This window comes from Balneatrix alpica DSM 16621, from assembly GCF_000619885.1.
GTDB lineage: Bacteria > Pseudomonadota > Gammaproteobacteria > Pseudomonadales > Balneatricaceae > Balneatrix > Balneatrix alpica.
In genome coordinates this window covers 257,268-275,399 of the sequence record NZ_JHUZ01000011.1, presented here as the reverse complement: position 1 = coordinate 275,399, position 18,132 = coordinate 257,268, and the positions used below count along the sequence as shown (strand labels likewise).

The window sequence follows — 18,132 nt, the reverse complement described above, 5'->3', positions numbered from 1 at the left end:
GCTGGCCCCTCGTCATCAAAAAGCGGTGATCTGATCGACTGACGTTGTGATGAATAAAAGAAGTTATCAACGGAGTCGACCCCTGCGGTTGGGCAGGGAAGTTACCGCGCCTAAGTGTAACAAGGGCAAGGCTATTCCCGCCAGCCTTGCCCGGTCAGCCTCAGCCGACCGGGCAGGGTAGGGCGTTTAAGCCTGGGTGCCGCTTAAGTGTCCATCGATTAAGCGTACCAGCCCTTGCGGGTTATCGGCCTGCAATGCCTCGGGCAAGAGCGCATCCGGCATATTTTGCCAGCACAGTGGGCGGACAAAACGCAGGATGGCGCGACTGCCCACCGAGGTGCTGCGGCTGTCGGAGCTGGCCGGATAGGGGCCGCCATGTTGCATGGCATGGCAGACCTCAACCCCGGTCGGGAAACCATTGGCCAGAATGCGCCCGACTTTGTTGGCTAAAATCGGGCAAAGGCGCGCGGCCAGGCTGTGATCATGCTCCTGCAAGTGCAGGGTGGCGGTGAGATGGCCGTGTAGACGGGCGGCGACAGCGAGTAATTCAGTCTCAGATTCGCACTCAATCACCAGGGAGGAGGGGCCAAAGTTTTCTTCCTCTAAATCCGGTTGGGCTAACCACTGGCTGGCACTGACTTTAAATAGCTGTGCCTGGGCCTGGTTAACCCCTCCTTTTTGTCCTTGGGCAAGCAACTGTAAGCCGGGACGCTGGGCCAGCCATTCACAGCGGGTTTGGTAACTTTGCCAAATCCGTTTGCTCAGCATGGTTTGCGCACTCTGTTGCGAGATAGCCTCACTTAGGTGCTTAAGCAGGCGCTCTAACCCCTTGGAGCGCAGGGCGATCACTAACCCGGGGTTGGTACAGAACTGGCCTGCTCCCTGGGTAATGGAGGCAGCCAGGCCTTGGGCCAGTTTGGCTTCATCCTGGCGTAGGGCACCAGGCAGGATAAACACGGGGTTGGTGCTGCCCAGTTCGCCATAAAAGGGAATGGGGTGAGGGCGTTGGCTGGCGCTGTTAAACAGATCCCGTCCCGCAGCCACCGAGCCAGTAAAGCCGCCAGCAGCAATGCCGGGATGACGGATCAGGGCATGGGAGAAGTGGCGATCATTGCTCTGTAGCAGGGCGAAGCAACCGGGGTGAGCGCCCTCGGCCTGGAGTGCGCGGCGCAGAGATTCCGCCACCAGCGCAGAGGTGCCAGGGTGGGCGGGATGGCCTTTGACAATCACCGGGCAGCCAGCAGCTAAGGCAGAGGCGCTATCCCCCCCTGCCACTGAGAAGGCCAGGGGAAAGTTACTGGCGCTGTAGACCGCCACCGGGCCAAGTGCCACATAGCTCAGGCGTAAGTCTGGCCGTGGTAGGGGCTGGCGTTCCGGCAGGGCGGAGTCAATCACCGGGGCTTGCCAGTTGCCATCGTTAAGCAGATTGGCAAATAAGCGCAGTTGGCCGCAGGTGCGCCCTAGTTCGCCTTCTATGCGTGCTGGTGCCAGTGCAGTCTCGGCTACGGCACGCTCAATAATCTGCGCCTTATCCTGTTCGAGCTCCTGTGCCATGCGTGCTAGCAAGGTTGCCCGGAAAGCGGCGGGCCGCTTGGCTAAATCGGCAAAGGCTTGCTGGGCGGCACTGACGGCCAGGTCTAACTCAGCCTGGCTGGCATTGTAAAAACGTTCGGGCAACAGGGTATCGGTGGCTGGGTTAGCCGCCTGAAAATACTGGTCACCCTGGTGTTGCCACTGGCCATTGATGAGCTGGCCGGTGGCGATGGGGGACACCTCTGCGTTTATCGCAGCGGAGGTTGAGGCAGGCATAGCAACTCCTTATTTCACTTCAAATCCGTGGGCGTAGGGGTCTTCCGAATCGACCCAGATGGTGTTGTGGCCAGTGACCCTGGCCCAGCCGGCAATGCTGGGCATGATGGCGGGTTGGCCACCGACTTCGCAGAACGATTCCACTCGGCCAATAAAGAGGCTGCCGATAATGCTCTCATGGACAAACTCATCACCGGCTTTGAGTAAGCCTTTGGCGGCCCATTGCGCCATGCGCGCACTGGTGCCGGTGCCACAGGGCGAACGATCAAGCGCTCCTTCGCCATAAAACACTGCATTGCGGGCATGGGCTCCGGCTTGGGTGGGTTTGCCAGTCCAGAGTACGTGGGAGACGCCCCGTACTGTGGCATCCTGCGGGTGCACAGGCTCCACCACTTCACGTACCGCCTGGCGTAGCAGGGGACTTAAGCTAAGCAGTTGCTGGGCACTAAAGTGCTCCATTCCTGGGAAGTTCGGCTGGGGATCAACAATGGCGTAGTAGTTACCGCCGTAAGACACATCCACCACCAAGTCACCTAAACCAGGGCAGTGCACTTTGACCTCGCTGTAGGCCAGGTAACTGGCCACGTTAAAGATGCGCACCTGGGTGACCTTGCCCTGTTCCTGCTGGTATTCGATGCGGATTTGGCCGGCGGGAACATCCAGAATCAACTGCCCTGGCTGACGGGGTTGAATCAGGCCATGCTCCAGCGCTGAGGTGACGGTGCCAATGGTGCCGTGGCCACACATGGGCAGGCAGCCGCTGGTCTCAATAAAGAGAATGCTGGCATCGGCCTCTGCACTGCAGGGGGGGTAGACGATGGAGCCAGACATCATGGCGTGACCGCGCGGTTCGAACATTAATGCCTGGCGAATCCAGTCATGTTTGGCCAGAAAGTCCTGGCGCTTTTCACTCATGGTGTGCCCTTCCAGGGCGGGGTAGCCACCTGCTACCAAGCGCACCGGGTTGCCGCAGGTGTGGGCATCAATACAGAAAAAGGTGCCTTCGCGCATCGCTGTTATTCCAGGCTAAAGGTTAGGGATGGGTGCGGAGGTTCAGCGCCAAGTTTGGCAGGGGCTTGCTGAAGCGCACTTGTGTTTAACTGCTATTTGTATATTGTATGCAATATAAAATTGCAAGCCTGATCGTGCTTGCCGCAGTCGCTGTTAGTTGCCTTGTGTCAGTTGCCTTGTGTCAGTTGCCTTGGCTAGGACTAAAACGTCGGCAAAGCGAGCACATCAGTAGGCATCAGCAGCATCGTGGCCAAGTAGTGTTATCGCGCGAAGAGGAGTAAAGAAGCGATGAGAGCATCCCAGCAAGCGCTTAAGGGGCAGCGACTGAGTAGTATCACTATCATCGGTGCCGGAGTGGTGGGCCTGGCCACGGCGTTGGCGATGCAGCGTACCGGTATACAGGTATCGCTCTGGGATAAAAGCTTGCCTGGACAGGGTTGCTCTTACGGGAATGCCGGACACTTTGCCACCGAGTTGGTATTGCCCTTGGCGACACCGCAGTTGCTGCCGCAGTTGCCCAAGTTAGTTCTGAATCCACTGGGGCCGGTGGCGTTACGGGCGGCCTATCTACCCAAAATTTTGCCCTGGTTTATTCGCTTCTTGTGGCAGGCGCGAGGGACGGCTAGCCGGGCCGCGGCACTGTCCATCAAGGCATTGAATGATCAGGCGTTGGAGGCCTGGCAGCAGTTATTAGGGCAGACGGAGGCACAGCGCTTGTTACGCTTACGCGGATCTTTGCTGGTGTTTGAAAGCCAGGCAGCCCTGTCGGCGGCGGCCAGGCAGCAGGAGCAAATTGAGCGGCAATATGGTGTGCCTTGGCAGCAGTGGCTGCCTGAGCAGTTGCAGGAACAGGAGCCGGAATTGAATGATCGGTTAGCCGGGGCGATCTGGTTTCCGGACACGGGCCATACCATTGAGCCGGCCTTGTTGAATCAGTCGTTGTATCAGGCGTTTATCGCGGCGGGCGGCACCTTCGTGCAGCAGGAGCTACAGCATCTGCAAAGCAGTCAGCAGGGGTGGAAGGTCAATGGTGAGCACCAGTGCGAAGCCCTGTTGCTGGCCTGTGGTGCCTGGTCTGCGCCCTGGGTACAGCAGCTTACCGGGGTGCGTATTCCACTTGAGGCTGAACGGGGTTATCACCTGATGATGCCGGAGGATGGCCAACTCCTGAGCCAACCGGTGACCTCTGCGGAACGCAAATTCATTATGACGCCGATGCAGTCTGGCCTGCGCCTGGCGGGCACAGTGGAGTTTGCCGGCTTGCAGCGCCAGCCGGATATGCGCCGTGCCCAGATGCTGGAAGGGTTGGCCGCTCCCTTGCTGCGGCGTCCTTTGGCGGGCAGTGGCCGTTGTTGGATGGGTTGCCGCCCGACGCTGGTGGACTCCTTGCCGATCCTGGATCGCACCGCTGCGGGGGGCAAGCTGTTACTGGCCCTGGGGCACCAGCATCTGGGCTTAACCCAGGCGGCCATCAGTGCTCAGTTGCTGACAGATTTGGCATTGGGACAGGAGCCTGCACTGGATCTCAACCCTTATCGCTTGGCGCGTTTTGGCTGAGTGGAGACTGATCGCCTAAAAAATTTCAAATTGAATATTGTATAAAATATCCATTTAAACTAGCTTAAAAAACGTTCACCGGCAGTCTTGGCTGCCTTAACCCGAAGCAGGAAGGAAAACCCATGAAAACAAGAACACGCCTTTCCACTCTAGCCCTGGCGGTATGCAGTGTGACCCTGACCAGTCAGGCGCTGGCGGATAAGCTGACCGTCGTCTCCTGGGGTGGTGCTTTTACCAAAAGCCAGGTTGAGGCCTACCATAAGCCCTTTAGCGCCCAGACCGGGGTTGAGATAGTGTCAGAAGACTTTAGCGGTGGCTTGGCGGAAATTAAGGCCCAGGTGGAAGCCGGTAACGTCACCTGGGATCTGGTCTCCCTGGATAAACCGGACATCGTCCGTGGTTGTGCCGAAGGCCTGCTGGAGCCGTTAAATGCGGCAGAGCTGCCCGCTGGTGCCGATGGCACGCCAGCCGATCAGGACTTTATCCCCGGTGCGATCCATAAGTGCGCGGTATCCACCATCATGGTCTCTAACGTATTGGCCTATGACCGCAGCCGTTTCAGTGATAATCCCCCCTCCAAGCTGACCGATATGTTTGATCTGCAAAAATATCCTGGCAAGCGGGCGCTGCAGAAACAGCCGCAGGGCAACCTGGAATGGGCTCTGCTGGCAGATGGCGTAGCGGCTGCCGAGGTTTATCCCATGTTGGAGACGCTGGAAGGCCGTGAGCGTGCATTTAAGAAGCTCGATAGCATCAAGGATCAAACCATTTGGTGGACTGCCGGGGCGCAGCCACCACAGTTATTGGCCGATGGTGAGGTGGTATTAACCACCGCTTTCAATGGTCGCATCTACAATGCGCAAACCCAGGAAGGTAAGCCCTTTGAGATGATTTGGGACAACCAGATTGGTTACTTCAATGGTTGGGCTATTCCCAAGGGCAGCAAAAACTTTGAGCAGGCTAAAGCCTTTATTCACTTCTCCTCGGGGACTCAGCCATTGGCCGAGCAGGCCAAATACGTAGCCTATGGGCCGACCCGTAAATCATCTAACCCGCTGATAGCACCGGAGTTAGCCCGGGTGCTGCCGACCTCGCCGGATAATATGAAGAACGTCTTTATGTTTGATGATGAGTGGTGGGCAGACTACGCCGATGAGCTGACTGAAGAGTTCAATACCTGGCTGGCTCGTTAAGACGAACTGGCGGAATGTGAAGGGATATCTCGTTGACTGAGCTTTGCCCCGCGGCTGTGCGGGGCTTTTTTATCTCGGCTTACTGGTGACCAAAACGATAATAAAGCTGGTGGCGGTAACGTTGCCCCGGTCGCACCAACCACTGCTGCGCAGGAGCATGATTGGGGGCATTAGGGGCGAGCTGAGGCTCTAGACAGATACTGGAGTGACGTCCCCAGTCTGGTAGCGCTAAAAAGTTCGCCGTGTAGACCTGTAATCCAGGTTGATCGCTATACACCTCCAGAAAACGGCCCGTGGGCGGATGACTGAGCCTGGCATGGCGCCGTAGACCCTCACCGGCAATCAACCAGCAATGATCGAAGCCTCCTGCCTGGGTGAGTTGGGCCTCCTGTTGCTGTAAACAGTCTTGCAGTAGGGGCGCCTGGCGCAAATCAAAAGGACTGTTGTGCACGGTGCGGGGAAGCTGGGCCACGCCGCTATCATCCAGGGCCAGAAAGGTATCCGCCTCAACCAGTAAACGGTGCTGGGGGAGAGCAGCGGCTGCTCCGGCCAGATTAAAGTAGCTATGGCTGGTGAGATTGATAGGGCAGGGCGCTGATACCTCTGCCTCTAATGTCATGCTCAGGCGCTGTACCTCCGGGCTCTCACTACTGAGGTGATAGCGACAATACACCGCAATGCTGGCGGGATAACCGCCTGCCCCGGCGGGCACCAGAGTATTGAGCGTCAGGCTGTCTTCACACTGCTCCTGTACTCGCCAGAGGCGTTGGTGCAGGCCGGCACTGGCACCGTGTAAATGATGACCAGCGGCATTGGTCTCTAACTGTAAGGGCCCTTGCTCAGGCAGGGTGAGCTGCCCCTGGCTGATGCGATTGGCCCAGGGGCCAGCAACGGCGCCTACCAGGGCGGCATTATGCTGATAGTCAGTAAGACTGGGGAGACTGACGCAGAGTGATTGCCAGTTACCCTGCTGATCACGGATTTGCAGTTCAGTCAGGGCGGCCCCCCAGGGGCTGACACGGAGGCGGCAAGAGGGGGAGGCTAACAGTAACGCATCATCTGGCATGGAGGCAGGCCCGCTCGGCAATTGTATTTATCCAGGGCGTCCACAATAATCAGCCTTAGGTACCGCAGCAAGACCGCTACGGGAGCGGGCCGGTTACCTCCTGTGAAGACTATGAAAAAAACACGTAGCAAAGCCTACCATGACACGGTGCGGCAGCTGTCTGACCGTATCGTCAAAGCCCAGGAGCCGATTCGCATTCTGGATGCGATCAAATGGGATGATAAGGTCGAGGCAGCTTTCTTTGCCGGCAAGTGCCAAAAGCAGCCACCGGTGGATGCCGCCTACTATGCGGGCCGTCCCCTGAGTTTTGATCCTGAAAGCAAGCGCGATGAGTTCTATGAAATAGAGCGGGATATTTCCCGCACCCTGGGGCACTTTAATCCCCTGGGTAAGATTATGAAGCGCATCTGCCGCGAATACCGTCTGGTTTCCACCATGCTGGAGCACCGTGGCCGCTCCGATTTTGGTCGTATTTCGCAAGAGCTGTATGGCACCGCCTCAGAAGTCTTCCATGCCGGCGACCCGACCCTGGGGGACCTGGGGGCGATGATGGACGATACCCTGGAACGGCTGAGCAACTCCGATGTGATCCAGGATGAAGAGAAAAGCATTGATGCCGAGGTGGCGGCCAAACAGCTGGATGAGCGTTTGAACGCCGCCTTTGGCGACACCCAGGTAAGGGTTATTGTCGATGACAATATCGTGGCCGATGCGGCTGCGGGTTCGGACTATTTGAAAATCCGTCGGGATGCGATGTTTAACCAGCGCGATATCGATATCCTCTATGTGCACGAGGGCATGGTACACCTGGGCACTACGTTAAACGGTCAGCGCCAGTCGATCTGTACCTTCTTAAGTAAGGGACCACCCTCCTCCACCATTACCCAGGAAGGACTGGCGATCTTAATGGAGATCATTGCCTTTGTTTCCTATCCCACCCGTTTGCGTAAGTTGGCTAACCGTATCCAAGCGGTACAGTTAGTCGAGCAGGGGGCCACCTTTGTCGATATTTACCGCTTCTTCCATGACCAGGGGTTCGGTGAAAAAACCAGCTATACCAATGCCACCCGGGTGTTTCGTGGCAGCACGCCAACCGGTAAGCCTTTCACCAAGGATCTGTCCTATACCAAGGGCTTTATCATGCTGTACAACTTCCTACAGTTAGCGGTGCGGGAAGGGAAGCTGGAATCGATCCAGATGCTGTTTTGCGGCAAAACCAACCTGGAAGACATCAAGGTGCTAACTCAGCTAGCGGAGGAGGGACTGGTACAACCTCCTACCTTTTTGCCGGAGCAAATGCGCGATATGCGGGCGCTGTCGGCGTGGATGTGTTTTTCCAACTTCCTTAACCATCTCAGCTTGGATCGAGTGGAATCCGATTATTCGACCCTGTTGTGAGGCAACTTAAAGAGCCGCCTGCGGGCGGCTTTTGCATGGATGAAATAAGGTGAGGTCATCATGGTTGGGCAACAAAACAAACGCTGGCGTTGGGGAATAATCGGCTGCGGTAATGTCACCGAGGTGAAAAGTGGCCCGGCGTATCAACAGACACCAGGGTTTGCACTGCAGGGGGTGATGCGCCGTAACCTTGCCTTGGCGCAGGATTACGCCCAACGTCATCAGGTGCCGCTGTTTTTTGCCGATGCGGATGAGCTGATTCAGCATCCGGAAATTGATGCGGTCTATATCGCCACCCCGCCGGATAGTCACCGTGACTATGCCCTGCGGGTTGCAGAGGCAGGTAAGCCCTGCTGTATCGAAAAGCCGCTGGCACCCAGTTATCGTGATAGCCAAGCGATTGTCAGCGCCTTTAGTCAGGCCAAGTTGCCCTTGTTTGTGGCTTATTACCGCCGCTCTTTACCGCGTTTTGCCAAAGTCCGGGCCTTGCTGCAGCAAGGGGCGATCGGGCAGGCGCGTCATCTGCATTGGCAACTGTGTAAACCACCCAGCGAACAGGATATATCAGGCGACTATAACTGGCGTACCGATAAGGAGATTGCCGCGGGGGGGTATTTTGATGATCTCGCCAGCCATGGATTAGACCTGTTTGCCTGGCTGCTGGGAGACTATGCCGAAGTGCAGGGCGTGGTGGCCAATCAACAGGGGCTGTACAGTGCCTGGGATGCTGTCAGTGCCTGTTGGCGTCATTATGGCGGCGTCACGGGGAGTGCCAGCTGGAACTTTGCCAGTTACCGGCGGCAGGATCGGGTATGGATCGAGGGCAGTGCAGGCAACCTGAGTTTTTCTATCTTTGATGAAGCGCCGATCAGCCTGGAGACCAGCCAGGGCGTGCAGCATATTGAGATCGCCAATCCTCGCCATATACAGCAGTACCATGTCCAGGCGATGGCCACCCAGCTGGCCGGGGGGACGGCGCATCCTTCCAATGGGCAAAGTGCCCTGCATACCAGTTGGGTGATGGATCGCATCTTGCGGGACATCTAAAGTGAGGCGCCTGCGTTGGCAGGCGCCAGCGGGTTACTTCAAGTCAGCCAGACTGGCACCGAAGTTAATATGGAAGGGCGTGCCGTCCAGTACCAGAGCGGGCACCGACTCGACTCCCGCCGCTTCTGCTTCTGCCAGCTTATCGGGCTGCTGGCCAAGATGAATGATTTCTACCTGATAACGGCTGGAGTCCAATGCTTTAGCCAGGTTATCTTCTGCTGCAACGCACACAGGGCAACCAGCGTGGTAAAAGGTCGCTTTACTAGTCATGGTATGACTCCTTGTAAGGGTAAATGATAACAAACATCGGTGTGCGCACCCTGGTTATCCTAGACAGCTCAGGGAGAGCTGCAAACCAGGTACTTTTTCGTGGGGTAGGCACTTTTTTGGGTAACTTGATGAATAGTAAGCAGAAAAAAAATTCCACTCAGGCGCGGTTATACCGCACCCTGGAAGAGGTTGTCGGTTGCAAGTGGTCCGTGTCGGTATTAATGGCCGTGGCAGCGGGAGTGAATCGGCCGGGAGCATTAGAGCGACATATTGAGGGTATCTCTACCAAGATGCTGTCGGAGCGATTACGCAAGCTCAGTAGCTATGGCCTGTTGGACAAGCATACCTACGCCGAGGTGCCACCGCGCACTGAGTATGCCCTGACGGATGCCGGGCAACGCTTGCTGGCGATTATTGCGCAAATCCATGCATTGGATGCCAGCTTGCAACAGCAGGCTTAAAGAATCAGTAGAGAAGGACAGGCTCACCGTTAGACAGATGAGCCTTGGTGGCAGGGGAGCGGATTAGTACAGGGCCTTCTCGTCCCGTACGACTTCCCGCAGCAATTCCAGATAGAGGCGATCCGCATCGCTCATTTCCGCCGGGATCTTGATGCTGGTGGTGGCAGAGATGCGGTCGGCAATCTTGCGATCGGCGTTCTCTTCATTTAACAGCTCACGGGCAATGGCCACGGATTTGGCGGCAATTTCCGGCTCGGTTAATACCTTTTTAATAAAGGTGCGTAGCTCTTCAATAATACGGTCACGCTTACGAATGTCGGCGCTGGCAGTCATACGTTATCCTCGGTAAGGAACAGCCTTTGCCGGCAACTATAGCACGAAAGCCAAGGGCTCGATAAATAGCCCTGCGCAGTGGCTTTTGCCGCTAAAAACTGTGATCACAACAGGGTTGTCAGCAACCGGGGAGCATGCCAAAATGCGGCTTCCTGTTCTTGGCAAGGTGACCCCTTGCACTCCGGGTGTCGGCATCATCCTCGCCGACTCGTTTTTAGGCAGCAGGTTGCTTTCACCACCCCTGAAAGCGCAGGCCGGCTGCTGGTCAAATCGTCTTATACCCATGGCGAATTCGCGCACCTTTGCCTTGCATTCGATCCTGTACTCCGTCAGAGTAGGTCGAGCACGCTTAGGTGCGCATAACCCTATGAATTCCTTTTATTTATGCTGCGTATGAACGCAGGTTATGCCTATTTTTGAGGGTGGAACAAGTGGAATTACTTTCCGGCGCTGAAATGCTGATTCGCGCTCTCCAAGACGAGGGTGTGGAATACGTCTACGGTTACCCAGGCGGGGCCGTTCTGCACATTTATGATGCACTATTCCAGCAAGAAGCCGTGAAGCACATCCTTGTCCGCCATGAGCAAGCTGCCTCCCATATGGCCGATGCTTATGCGCGGGCGACGGGCAAGGCGGGTGTGCTACTGGTTACTTCTGGTCCTGGTGCGACCAATGCCGTGACCGGCATTGCTACCGCTTACATGGACTCCATTCCAATGGTGGTGCTCTGTGGTCAGGTAATGAGCTACCTGATTGGCGATGATGCCTTCCAGGAAACCGACATGCTGGGGGTCTCCCGCCCAGTAGTAAAACACAACCTGTCGGTGAAGCGTCCCCAGGATATTCCTGAAATCATTAAAAAGGCCTTCTATATCGCTGAAACTGGCCGCCCAGGCCCAGTATTGGTCGATATTCCGAAGGACATGACGGCTCCCACAGAGAAGTTCCCCTACGAGTATCCCAAGAACGTCAAACTGCGTTCCTACAGCCCCATCTATCGTGGCCACTCCGGCCAGATCAAGAAGGCGCTGGATTTGATGCTTACCGCCCGCCGACCGATTATCTATAGCGGTGGCGGTGTGGTGTTGGGGCAAGCCAGTGAACAACTGCGTACTCTGGCCCGGGCGCTAAACTTCCCGGTGACCAATACCCTGATGGGCCTGGGTGCCTATCCTGGTAGTGACCGTCAATTTGTTGGCATGTTGGGTATGCATGGTTCCTATGAAGCCAACATGTGCATGCACCATGCTGATCTGGTTATCGCCATTGGCGCGCGTTTCGATGACCGGGTAACTAATGCGGTCGAGCGCTTCTGCCCCACTGCCAAAATCATCCATATCGACGTGGACCCAGCCTCCATCTCCAAAACCATTGCGGCAGATGTGCCCATCGTTGGCCATGTGAAGCCGGTACTGGATGAAATGCTGGAGCTGCTGCAACCCCGTCTGGCGGAGCTGGATAAGGATGCCATCAATGAATGGTGGCAGCAGATTGAACACTGGCGTGGAGTGCACGGTGGCCGTTATCGCACCGATGACTCCGAGCTGCTCAAGCCGCAAGCGGTTATTGAGGCCGTCTACAAAGTCACGGAAGGTAAAGCCTATGTGACCTCCGACGTTGGCCAGCACCAGATGTTTGCTGCCCAATACTACAAATATGATCGCCCTAACCAGTGGATCAACTCCGGTGGTCTGGGCACCATGGGCTTTGGTTTACCCGCGGCCCTGGCGGTCAAACTCAACTTCCCCGATGACGAAGTCATCTGCGTCACCGGCGAAGGCAGTATCCAGATGAACATCCAGGAACTGTCCACCGCCAACCAGTATGATCTGCCGGTGAAGATTCTCTGTCTCAACAACCAGTCGCTGGGCATGGTGCGCCAGTGGCAGGACATGAACTACGAGTCCCGCCATTCCCAGTCTTACATGAAGTCATTGCCAGACTTTGAGGCCCTGCTAAAGGCCTATGGTCACGAGGCCGTCACCATCCGCACCCCTGAGGAGCTGATGCCCGGTCTGGAAAAGGCTTTCGCCATGAAAGACAAACTGGTGTTTATCAATGTCTACGTGGATCCCTTTGAGCACGTGTACCCCATGCAGGTACCGCGCGGTTCCATGAAGGATATGTGGTTGAGTAAGACGGAGAGAACCTGATCATGCGACGCATCATCTCAGTACTGCTGGAAAACGAAGCCGGTGCCTTGTCGCGTGTGGTAGGGCTGTTCTCTCAGCGTAATTACAACATCGAAAGTCTGACCGTGGCCCCCACCGAGGATGCCACCCTGTCGCGCCTCACCCTGACTACCAATGGTAATGACCGGGTGCTGGAGCAAATCACCAAGCAGCTGAACAAGCTGATTGAGGTGGTGAAGGTGGTAGACCTGACCGAGGGCGATCACATTGAGCGCGAGCTGATGCTGATCAAACTCAAGGCTACAGGCGGTCACCGTGAAGAGATCAAGCGCACGGTGGATATCTTCCGTGGCCAGATCGTCGATGTCACCCCCAGCATCTACACCGTGCAACTGGCGGGTGCCAGTGACAAGCTCGATGCCTTTATTAAGGCGGTAGGTGCCACCTGCATCATGGAAGTGGTGCGCACCGGGGTATCCGGCATCGCCCGTGGTGAGAAGGTATTGGGGCTGTAAGCCTTTAACCTACCTGACCTAGCAAAACACCCAGTCATGATGGCTGGGTGTTTTTGTTTGGGGTGCAGGTTAAAGCCGAACCTGGCGGCCACCGTCCTGTAACTGGTAATTGGCGAGCAGGGTGGGGGAAAGCTCCAACACCTGGGCACGTCCTTGGTGGAGCAGAATGGAGGAGGTTTGCACAATCTCCAGGTTAGCGGTCTGCTGCTTGTCTGTTTGGCAATAGAGACTATGTAACGCCGCCAGGCAGCCACTGTGGCTAACCACGATATGCAGGCCGTCGCTTGGCAGGACGGTGAGCCATTGCTGCGCCCGTTGGTAAACCTGGGCCAGGCTTTCGCCACCGGGGCTGGCGTAATGCCAGCGATCGGTTTGAAAGGCCAGGTATTCAGCGGTCATATGTTCAGCCACCTCACTCAGGGTGTGGCCTTCCCACTTACCGTAGTGGCGTTCCATTAAGGCCGGGTCGCGTTGAAAACGGCGAAAGGGTACGCCCCATACCGCGGCGCAAATAGAGGCGGTTTGCTGGGTGCGCGCCAGGGGGCTCATCCAGTAGTGATGCTGCTCGAAGGATTGCAGGATGCCTTTAACATTGTCGGCTACCGCCTGACATTGGCGAATACCGGTGAGGCTAAGGGGGGTATCTTGCTGGCCCTGTAGGCGTCCTTCCTTATTCCACTGAGTTTCACCATGGCGGATTAACAGTAAGGAAGGGGGATTTGTACTTTGTTGCATCTTGTACTCCACAGAAAAAGCCGGCCCCATCGGGGCCGGAAAGCACTCAACCATTCATCAACAACTCATAACAAACTGAAATGGCACTAGGGATCAGGCGCGGATAAACACCGCCTGATCAGGCGCGACCTGTAGGAACACCGTGTCCCCCTGCTCGCGTCGATCGGTGCCACGGACATGGCGCTCATCGACAATCAGGCGCTCATCCCCCACCCGTATCTGATGGCGAATCATGCCGCCCAAAAACTCGGTACTCTCCACCGTGCCCTGCAACATGCCGCTGTGGGTGGCGCTGCAAAACTCCAGCCCCTGGGGACGCAGCACCAGTTTGGCCGGGCCGGTTTTTTCATGCTGGGCCACTGGCAAGCGTAATCCCTGGGGTGAGTGGAAAAACAGTTGGCCGTGTTGGCTGCTGATTTCGCCATCAATCAGGTTGGCGGTGCCGAGGAACTTGGCAACAAAGGCATTGCAGGGGTTGTCATAGACCTCATCTGGACGGCCAATCTGTTGCACCACGCCATCTGCCATCACTGCGATGCGATCGCAGATGGTGTTGGCCTCTTCCTGGTCATGGGTGACGAAGATGGTGGTAAAGCCCAGGCGCCGCTGCAGCTTGAGCAGGTCTTGGCGCATCTGCACCCGCAGGTTGGCATCCAGGTTGGAGAGGGGTTCATCCAGCAGCAATACCCGAGGCTCCACCACAATGGTACGGGCCAAGGCGACGCGCTGTTGTTGGCCGCCTGACAGTTGCGAGGGATAGCGATCGGCATATTGACTCATGCCGACCAGTTCCAGGGCGCGTTTTACCCGTGCGGCGATCTCATGTTTGGGCGTTTTACGCTCCTCCAGACCATAGGCGACGTTTTTCGCCACGCTCATATGCGGCCAGAGCGCATAGTTCTGGAACACCATGCCGACATGGCGTTGCCAGGGCACCTTGCCCACCACGTCTTCATCGCCGAGCAGAATTTCTCCTTTTGGCGTGGGACCAAAGCCGGCAATAGCTCGCAATAGGGTGGATTTACCTGAGCCGGAAGGGCCAAGGAAGGCAAAGAACTCACCCGGTTCGATACGCAGGTTAATCCCCTTGAGTACCTCAGTGCTGGCAAAGGACAGGGACAGGTTGCGAATGTCGATGCTGATCGGCTGTGAGCGTACCCCTTGGATGGGTTGTTCCTTGTGGGACGTTGTTGCCTGAGCAACAGAAGTTGAGGCGTTCATTAGTGCTGCCCTCCAGCTTGTTGAATAGAGGCACGATCCTGGCGGGCTTTATCCACCAGACGATGAGAAAGATAAGTGGCCAGGCCGACGATAATCACCGCCAGCACGCCAAGGGCGGCGCCGGGGCCACGGCCAGCGGCAGACTGCATAAACAGGTAGAGACCATAGGCCAGGGGCGCATCGGCTTCGCTGGAGACCAGCATGATGGTGGCGGAGAGCTCCACCGCCGCGGTTGAAAAACTGGTGACAAAACCCGCCACCAAACCGCTCACCATCAGTGGCGCCACCACCCGTTTGATGGTGCGCAGTTTAGAGGCGCCGAGGTTCTCGGAGGCTTCCTCCAGGGAGGGGGAAATCTGCTGCAACGCAGCGGTACAGGAGCGCAGGGCATAGGGCAAGCGACGTACCGCCAGGGCGATCACGATAATCCCCCACCAGGTGGCTAGCGGCTGATTGGTTACCGGTAGATTGAACTCATAGAACACCCGCAGATAGCCAATCCCCAGTACCACACCGGGCACAGCCAAAGCCGACATGGCGATGTAATCCAACCACTTACGTCCGGCGATATTGGTGCGCAGCACCAGATAGGCGATGGCTGTACCCAGCAGGATATCCAGCACCCCCGCTATCCCGGCATAGATCAGGGTATTTTTGATAAATACCCAGGCGGAGGAGAGCGCTGTGCCGTAGTGGGCCAGGGTGATGGCATCGGGCAGGACGCTAAACGACCAGACCGTACCGAGGGAGAGCAGCAGCAGACCCAGGTGAGGGGCCAGCACGGTGAGCAAAATCAACAGAATCACCAGGTAGCACAGCAGCATCTCGTGGCGGCGCAAGTCACGCTTGGAGAGGCCGCCACCACCTTTTTGGCTGGTGGAGTAATCTTTACCGCGCATGCCCTGCAGCGACACCCACATGGCAAAGATGGAGAACAGAATCAGGATGCAGGAAATCACATAGCCCATGGGGTCGGAGATCCCCACCGAGGTAATGCGCAGGTAGGCCTGGGGAGCCAGCATGGTATTGACGTTAAGCAGCAGTGGTGTGCCCAGATCATCAAATACCTTGATAAACACCAGCGAGGCCCCCGCTACGTAGCCGGGCATCGCCAGCGGGAATACGATCCGGCGGAACAGGCGCATGCCGCTGGAGCCGAGCATCTGCGCGGCCTCTTCCATGGAGCGATCGATGTTCTGCAGGCTGGCGCAGAGGTTAATCAGGATAAAGGGGAAGTAGTGAATACTCTGTACCAGGATTACTCCGTTCAAGCCCTCCATAAAGGGAATGGAGAAGCCAAAGTACTGGCGCAGCAGCAGGTTGATACTGCCGTTGCTGCCAAAGAGCAGCTGCATGGCCACGGCACCGATAAAGGGCGGCATGATCAGGGGGACAAAGGCCAGGGTCTGGATGATGACTGAGCCGGAGAAGTTAAAGCGGGTGGTGAAATAGGCCAGAGGTAAGGCGAATACCGAGGCCACCACCACCGACATGGCGGCAACATAAAAGGAGTTGATAAAGGACTGCCGGAACAGCGCGCTGTTAAAGAAGTCCTGAAAGTTCACCAGGGTAAAGCTACCGCTGGCGGGGTCTTGGAAGGCCACCTGGATGACTTTGAGCACCGGGACGATCAAAAACGCCCCCAGGAACAACAAAACCAGGCCGGCTACCAGATAGGGGCCGAGCGCCGCTGAGCGGACTGGCCGGGGTAAGGCAACAGACAGCATGTGCATACCTCGAAACGCTGAGGTGAATTAACCGCAGGAGAATGAGCAGGGGCGGGCAGGCCCCTGCCGTGCGTGCTAGTCAGGGTTAGAGCAGATCTTGCGCTTGTTTGGCTAACTGAGCGGCCTGGTTGTAGTTCGCCACGATCTGGGCATCCCACTGTTGTTCCACTTCCGCCTGGCGACCTTCGGACTTGTCATCCTTGCTCTTGCGCTTGACCTTGAAGATGGCATTGAAGTCAGGGTCCAGCGCCTGCTTGGCGTCAACCGGCATGGCGCTAACCAGGGCCTTAGCCTGAGCGATCAGCTGGGCCGCCTCAGCGTGGTTGTTACCCGCCTGTTGCAGTGCGGCTTCCGCTGCATGGATTGCCTCGGTGGCGGCACGCAGATCCTCCAGGCGGTAGGTGATCATCACATCAAAGAGGGCATTCACCACGTTGTAGCGTTGTTCAGACAGGGCGCTGTCGAAGTTCACTTCGGTCTTGATGCTGCCATCAAAGGGATTGGGCAGTCCGGCAGGGGCCTGCTTATAGGCGTGCTGGTTAACCGGTAAACGCATGATTTTGGGATCAAACAACAGGGTTTGACCGGTTTCGGAGAGCAGGAAGTCAATAAACTTTTCGGCAGGGCCCTGGTTAGGGGCGTTGCTGACAATACCGATATTAGCCGGTACCAGTGCGGTGACATCCGGGTAGTGGAACTCCACCGGGAAGCCGGAGGCCTTGGAGGAGAAACCAAAGAAGTCGATCACCACCCCAATCCCAAAGGAACCACTGTTGACCCCATCGGGTACGCCAAAGCTACGCTCGGTGATGGTTTTGGCATTGCCGGAAATGGCTTTGACGGTTTCCCAGCCTTTTTCCCAGCCCTCACCCTGCAGAATGGTTTCGATGGTCAGGTGAGTGGTGCCGGAGCGGGATGGGGAGGAGGTGCCAATATGGCCAAAGTATTCGGCTTTTTGCAGATCACTCCACTGTTTGGGAATCGGCAACTGCATGGCGTCCATGTAGCGGGTATTCCACATAAAGCCGTAACCGGAAAGGGCAAAGCCGAGGTAATGCCCCTCTGGATCATTAATCGGGTAGCCGTTGAAGCTGGCGGGAATGCCATCCACGCTCTTGCTGTACTTGGCCAGCAGTTGCTGCTCTTTCAGCACCTCAAAAGCATCAGGCGCGGATGCCCAGAAGATGTCTGATTGGTTATTGCTGGCGGTTTCGGCCAGGTACTTCACCCCTGATGAGGTACTTTTATTCACCACCTCCACCGTAATCGAGGGGTAGGCCTGCATAAATGCGGCCTTGTAGACATCGGTTAAGTCGGAAGGGAAGGAGGTCACAATCACCAGCTTATCATCTGCTGCCTGCACCGCGAGGCTGCAGGTGAGGGTCGCCGCGGCAAGGCTCGCGGTAAGTAAAGACAGGGTAGGACGGTATTTAGACATAGCACTCTCGCTTGTTGTTGTTATGACAGTGGCGGACGAGGGTTGTGTGTCCGCCTCCGTCATAGAGCAAGGCCTGTGCCAGAGTGATTATTTGTTATAACTATTTGATTTTGTTTGATTTTCTATCGAGTGATGGAATATGAATGGGTCAAATTTGACTCGTCATGGGTGTGCCGGATGAGTCAAATTTGACACGACCTCTACTACCGCAGAGGGATA

16 protein-coding genes are annotated in these 18,132 nt (G+C 56.6%); 7 read left to right on the top strand and 9 right to left on the bottom strand.

The features are described 5' to 3' along the window. Positions 1–186 precede the first annotated feature (186 nt). Positions 187–1,809, bottom strand: a complete 1,623-nt coding sequence (locus Q334_RS0105315; protein WP_051527535.1) for an aldehyde dehydrogenase (NADP(+)) — start codon at positions 1,807–1,809, stop codon at positions 187–189. Positions 1,810–1,818: 9 nt separating this feature from the next. Further along, a complete protein-coding gene (locus Q334_RS0105310) occupies positions 1,819–2,820 on the bottom strand; it encodes a 4-hydroxyproline epimerase (protein ID WP_027312301.1) in 1,002 nt (333 codons plus the stop codon). A 288-nt stretch (positions 2,821–3,108) separates the two neighbouring features. On the opposite strand from Q334_RS0105310, the gene Q334_RS0105305 reads away from it, so the two are divergent. Both Q334_RS0105305 and Q334_RS0105300 read left to right on the top strand, forming a co-directional pair. Continuing rightward, a complete protein-coding gene (locus tag Q334_RS0105305) occupies positions 3,109–4,377 on the top strand; it encodes an NAD(P)/FAD-dependent oxidoreductase (protein WP_051527534.1) in 1,269 nt (422 codons plus the stop codon). 122 nt (positions 4,378–4,499) lie between these two features. Further along, positions 4,500–5,570: an ABC transporter substrate-binding protein gene (locus Q334_RS0105300; RefSeq protein ID WP_027312299.1), complete on the top strand. Its 1,071-nt coding sequence runs from the start codon at positions 4,500–4,502 to the stop codon at positions 5,568–5,570. Between the two features lie 79 nt (positions 5,571–5,649). Here Q334_RS0105300 and Q334_RS0105295 read toward each other — a convergent pair whose 3' ends face one another. Then, on the bottom strand, positions 5,650–6,636 hold the full coding sequence (locus tag Q334_RS0105295; protein WP_027312298.1) for an aldose epimerase family protein: 987 nt from the start codon (positions 6,634–6,636) through the stop codon (positions 5,650–5,652). Positions 6,637–6,747: 111 nt separating this feature from the next. On the opposite strand from Q334_RS0105295, the gene Q334_RS0105290 reads away from it, so the two are divergent. Together Q334_RS0105290 and Q334_RS0105285 are read left to right on the top strand one after the other, a co-directional pair. Further along, the gene (locus tag Q334_RS0105290) at positions 6,748–8,034 is read left to right on the top strand and encodes a flavohemoglobin expression-modulating QEGLA motif protein (RefSeq protein ID WP_027312297.1); all 1,287 of its coding nucleotides are present in this window, start codon (positions 6,748–6,750) and stop codon (positions 8,032–8,034) included. 60 nt (positions 8,035–8,094) lie between these two features. Then, positions 8,095–9,081 carry a Gfo/Idh/MocA family protein gene (locus Q334_RS0105285; RefSeq protein WP_035460838.1) on the top strand — a complete coding sequence of 329 codons (987 nt, stop codon included), beginning with the start codon at positions 8,095–8,097 and terminating at the stop codon, positions 9,079–9,081. A 33-nt stretch (positions 9,082–9,114) separates the two neighbouring features. Here the strand turns inward: Q334_RS0105285 and Q334_RS0105280 are convergent, their stop codons facing one another. Further along, entirely contained in the window at positions 9,115–9,351 is a 237-nt protein-coding gene (locus Q334_RS0105280) for a thioredoxin family protein (protein ID WP_027312295.1), read from the bottom strand. A 128-nt stretch (positions 9,352–9,479) separates the two neighbouring features. Between Q334_RS0105280 and Q334_RS0105275 the strand changes: the two genes are divergently transcribed. Beyond that, a complete protein-coding gene (locus tag Q334_RS0105275) occupies positions 9,480–9,812 on the top strand; it encodes a winged helix-turn-helix transcriptional regulator (protein ID WP_027312294.1) in 333 nt (110 codons plus the stop codon). Between the two features lie 63 nt (positions 9,813–9,875). Here Q334_RS0105275 and Q334_RS0105270 read toward each other — a convergent pair whose 3' ends face one another. Beyond that, positions 9,876–10,145: a hypothetical protein gene (locus Q334_RS0105270; protein WP_027312293.1), complete on the bottom strand. Its 270-nt coding sequence runs from the start codon at positions 10,143–10,145 to the stop codon at positions 9,876–9,878. 431 nt (positions 10,146–10,576) lie between these two features. Here Q334_RS0105270 and Q334_RS0105265 point away from each other — a divergent pair, with 431 nt between their 5' ends. Together Q334_RS0105265 and ilvN are read left to right on the top strand one after the other, a co-directional pair. After that, positions 10,577–12,298 carry an acetolactate synthase 3 large subunit gene (locus tag Q334_RS0105265; RefSeq protein WP_027312292.1) on the top strand — a complete coding sequence of 574 codons (1,722 nt, stop codon included), beginning with the start codon at positions 10,577–10,579 and terminating at the stop codon, positions 12,296–12,298. A gap of 2 nt (positions 12,299–12,300) precedes the next feature. Beyond that, positions 12,301–12,792: an acetolactate synthase small subunit gene (gene ilvN / locus Q334_RS0105260; RefSeq protein ID WP_027312291.1), complete on the top strand. Its 492-nt coding sequence runs from the start codon at positions 12,301–12,303 to the stop codon at positions 12,790–12,792. 69 nt (positions 12,793–12,861) lie between these two features. Here the strand turns inward: ilvN and Q334_RS18085 are convergent, their stop codons facing one another. The 4 genes from Q334_RS18085 to Q334_RS0105240 form a co-directional block, all read right to left on the bottom strand. Beyond that, on the bottom strand, positions 12,862–13,527 hold the full coding sequence (locus tag Q334_RS18085; protein WP_035460836.1) for a histidine phosphatase family protein: 666 nt from the start codon (positions 13,525–13,527) through the stop codon (positions 12,862–12,864). A gap of 93 nt (positions 13,528–13,620) precedes the next feature. After that, positions 13,621–14,748, bottom strand: coding sequence for an ABC transporter ATP-binding protein (locus tag Q334_RS0105250; protein ID WP_081414344.1), 1,128 nt, complete (start codon positions 14,746–14,748; stop codon positions 13,621–13,623). Then, positions 14,748–16,475, bottom strand: a complete 1,728-nt coding sequence (locus Q334_RS18080) for an ABC transporter permease (RefSeq protein WP_035460834.1) — start codon at positions 16,473–16,475, stop codon at positions 14,748–14,750. Before Q334_RS18080 ends, Q334_RS0105250 begins: the two co-directional genes overlap by 1 nt. 85 nt (positions 16,476–16,560) lie before the next feature. After that, the gene (locus tag Q334_RS0105240) at positions 16,561–17,913 is read right to left on the bottom strand and encodes an ABC transporter substrate-binding protein (RefSeq protein ID WP_027312289.1); all 1,353 of its coding nucleotides are present in this window, start codon (positions 17,911–17,913) and stop codon (positions 16,561–16,563) included. Positions 17,914–18,132 lie beyond the last annotated feature (219 nt).

Bases quoted from the DNA above. Each gene is read 5' to 3' on its own strand.
- Q334_RS0105285 (WP_035460838.1), top strand. From the start codon at position 8,095: ATGGTTGGGCAACAAAACAAACGCTGGCGTTGGGGAATAATCGGCTGC.
- Q334_RS0105290 (WP_027312297.1), top strand. From the start codon at position 6,748: ATGAAAAAAACACGTAGCAAAGCCTACCATGACACGGTGCGGCAGCTG.
- Q334_RS18080 (WP_035460834.1), bottom strand. From the start codon at position 16,475: ATGCTGTCTGTTGCCTTACCCCGGCCAGTCCGCTCAGCGGCGCTCGGC.
- Q334_RS0105295 (WP_027312298.1), bottom strand. From the start codon at position 6,636: ATGCCAGATGATGCGTTACTGTTAGCCTCCCCCTCTTGCCGCCTCCGT.
- Q334_RS0105305 (WP_051527534.1), top strand. From the start codon at position 3,109: ATGAGAGCATCCCAGCAAGCGCTTAAGGGGCAGCGACTGAGTAGTATC.
- Q334_RS0105315 (WP_051527535.1), bottom strand. From the start codon at position 1,809: ATGCCTGCCTCAACCTCCGCTGCGATAAACGCAGAGGTGTCCCCCATC.
- Q334_RS18085 (WP_035460836.1), bottom strand. From the start codon at position 13,527: ATGCAACAAAGTACAAATCCCCCTTCCTTACTGTTAATCCGCCATGGT.
- Q334_RS0105270 (WP_027312293.1), bottom strand. From the start codon at position 10,145: ATGACTGCCAGCGCCGACATTCGTAAGCGTGACCGTATTATTGAAGAG.
- Q334_RS0105275 (WP_027312294.1), top strand. From the start codon at position 9,480: ATGAATAGTAAGCAGAAAAAAAATTCCACTCAGGCGCGGTTATACCGC.
- Q334_RS0105240 (WP_027312289.1), bottom strand. From the start codon at position 17,913: ATGTCTAAATACCGTCCTACCCTGTCTTTACTTACCGCGAGCCTTGCC.
- ilvN (WP_027312291.1), top strand. From the start codon at position 12,301: ATGCGACGCATCATCTCAGTACTGCTGGAAAACGAAGCCGGTGCCTTG.
- Q334_RS0105300 (WP_027312299.1), top strand. From the start codon at position 4,500: ATGAAAACAAGAACACGCCTTTCCACTCTAGCCCTGGCGGTATGCAGT.
- Q334_RS0105250 (WP_081414344.1), bottom strand. From the start codon at position 14,748: ATGAACGCCTCAACTTCTGTTGCTCAGGCAACAACGTCCCACAAGGAA.
- Q334_RS0105310 (WP_027312301.1), bottom strand. From the start codon at position 2,820: ATGCGCGAAGGCACCTTTTTCTGTATTGATGCCCACACCTGCGGCAAC.
- Q334_RS0105280 (WP_027312295.1), bottom strand. From the start codon at position 9,351: ATGACTAGTAAAGCGACCTTTTACCACGCTGGTTGCCCTGTGTGCGTT.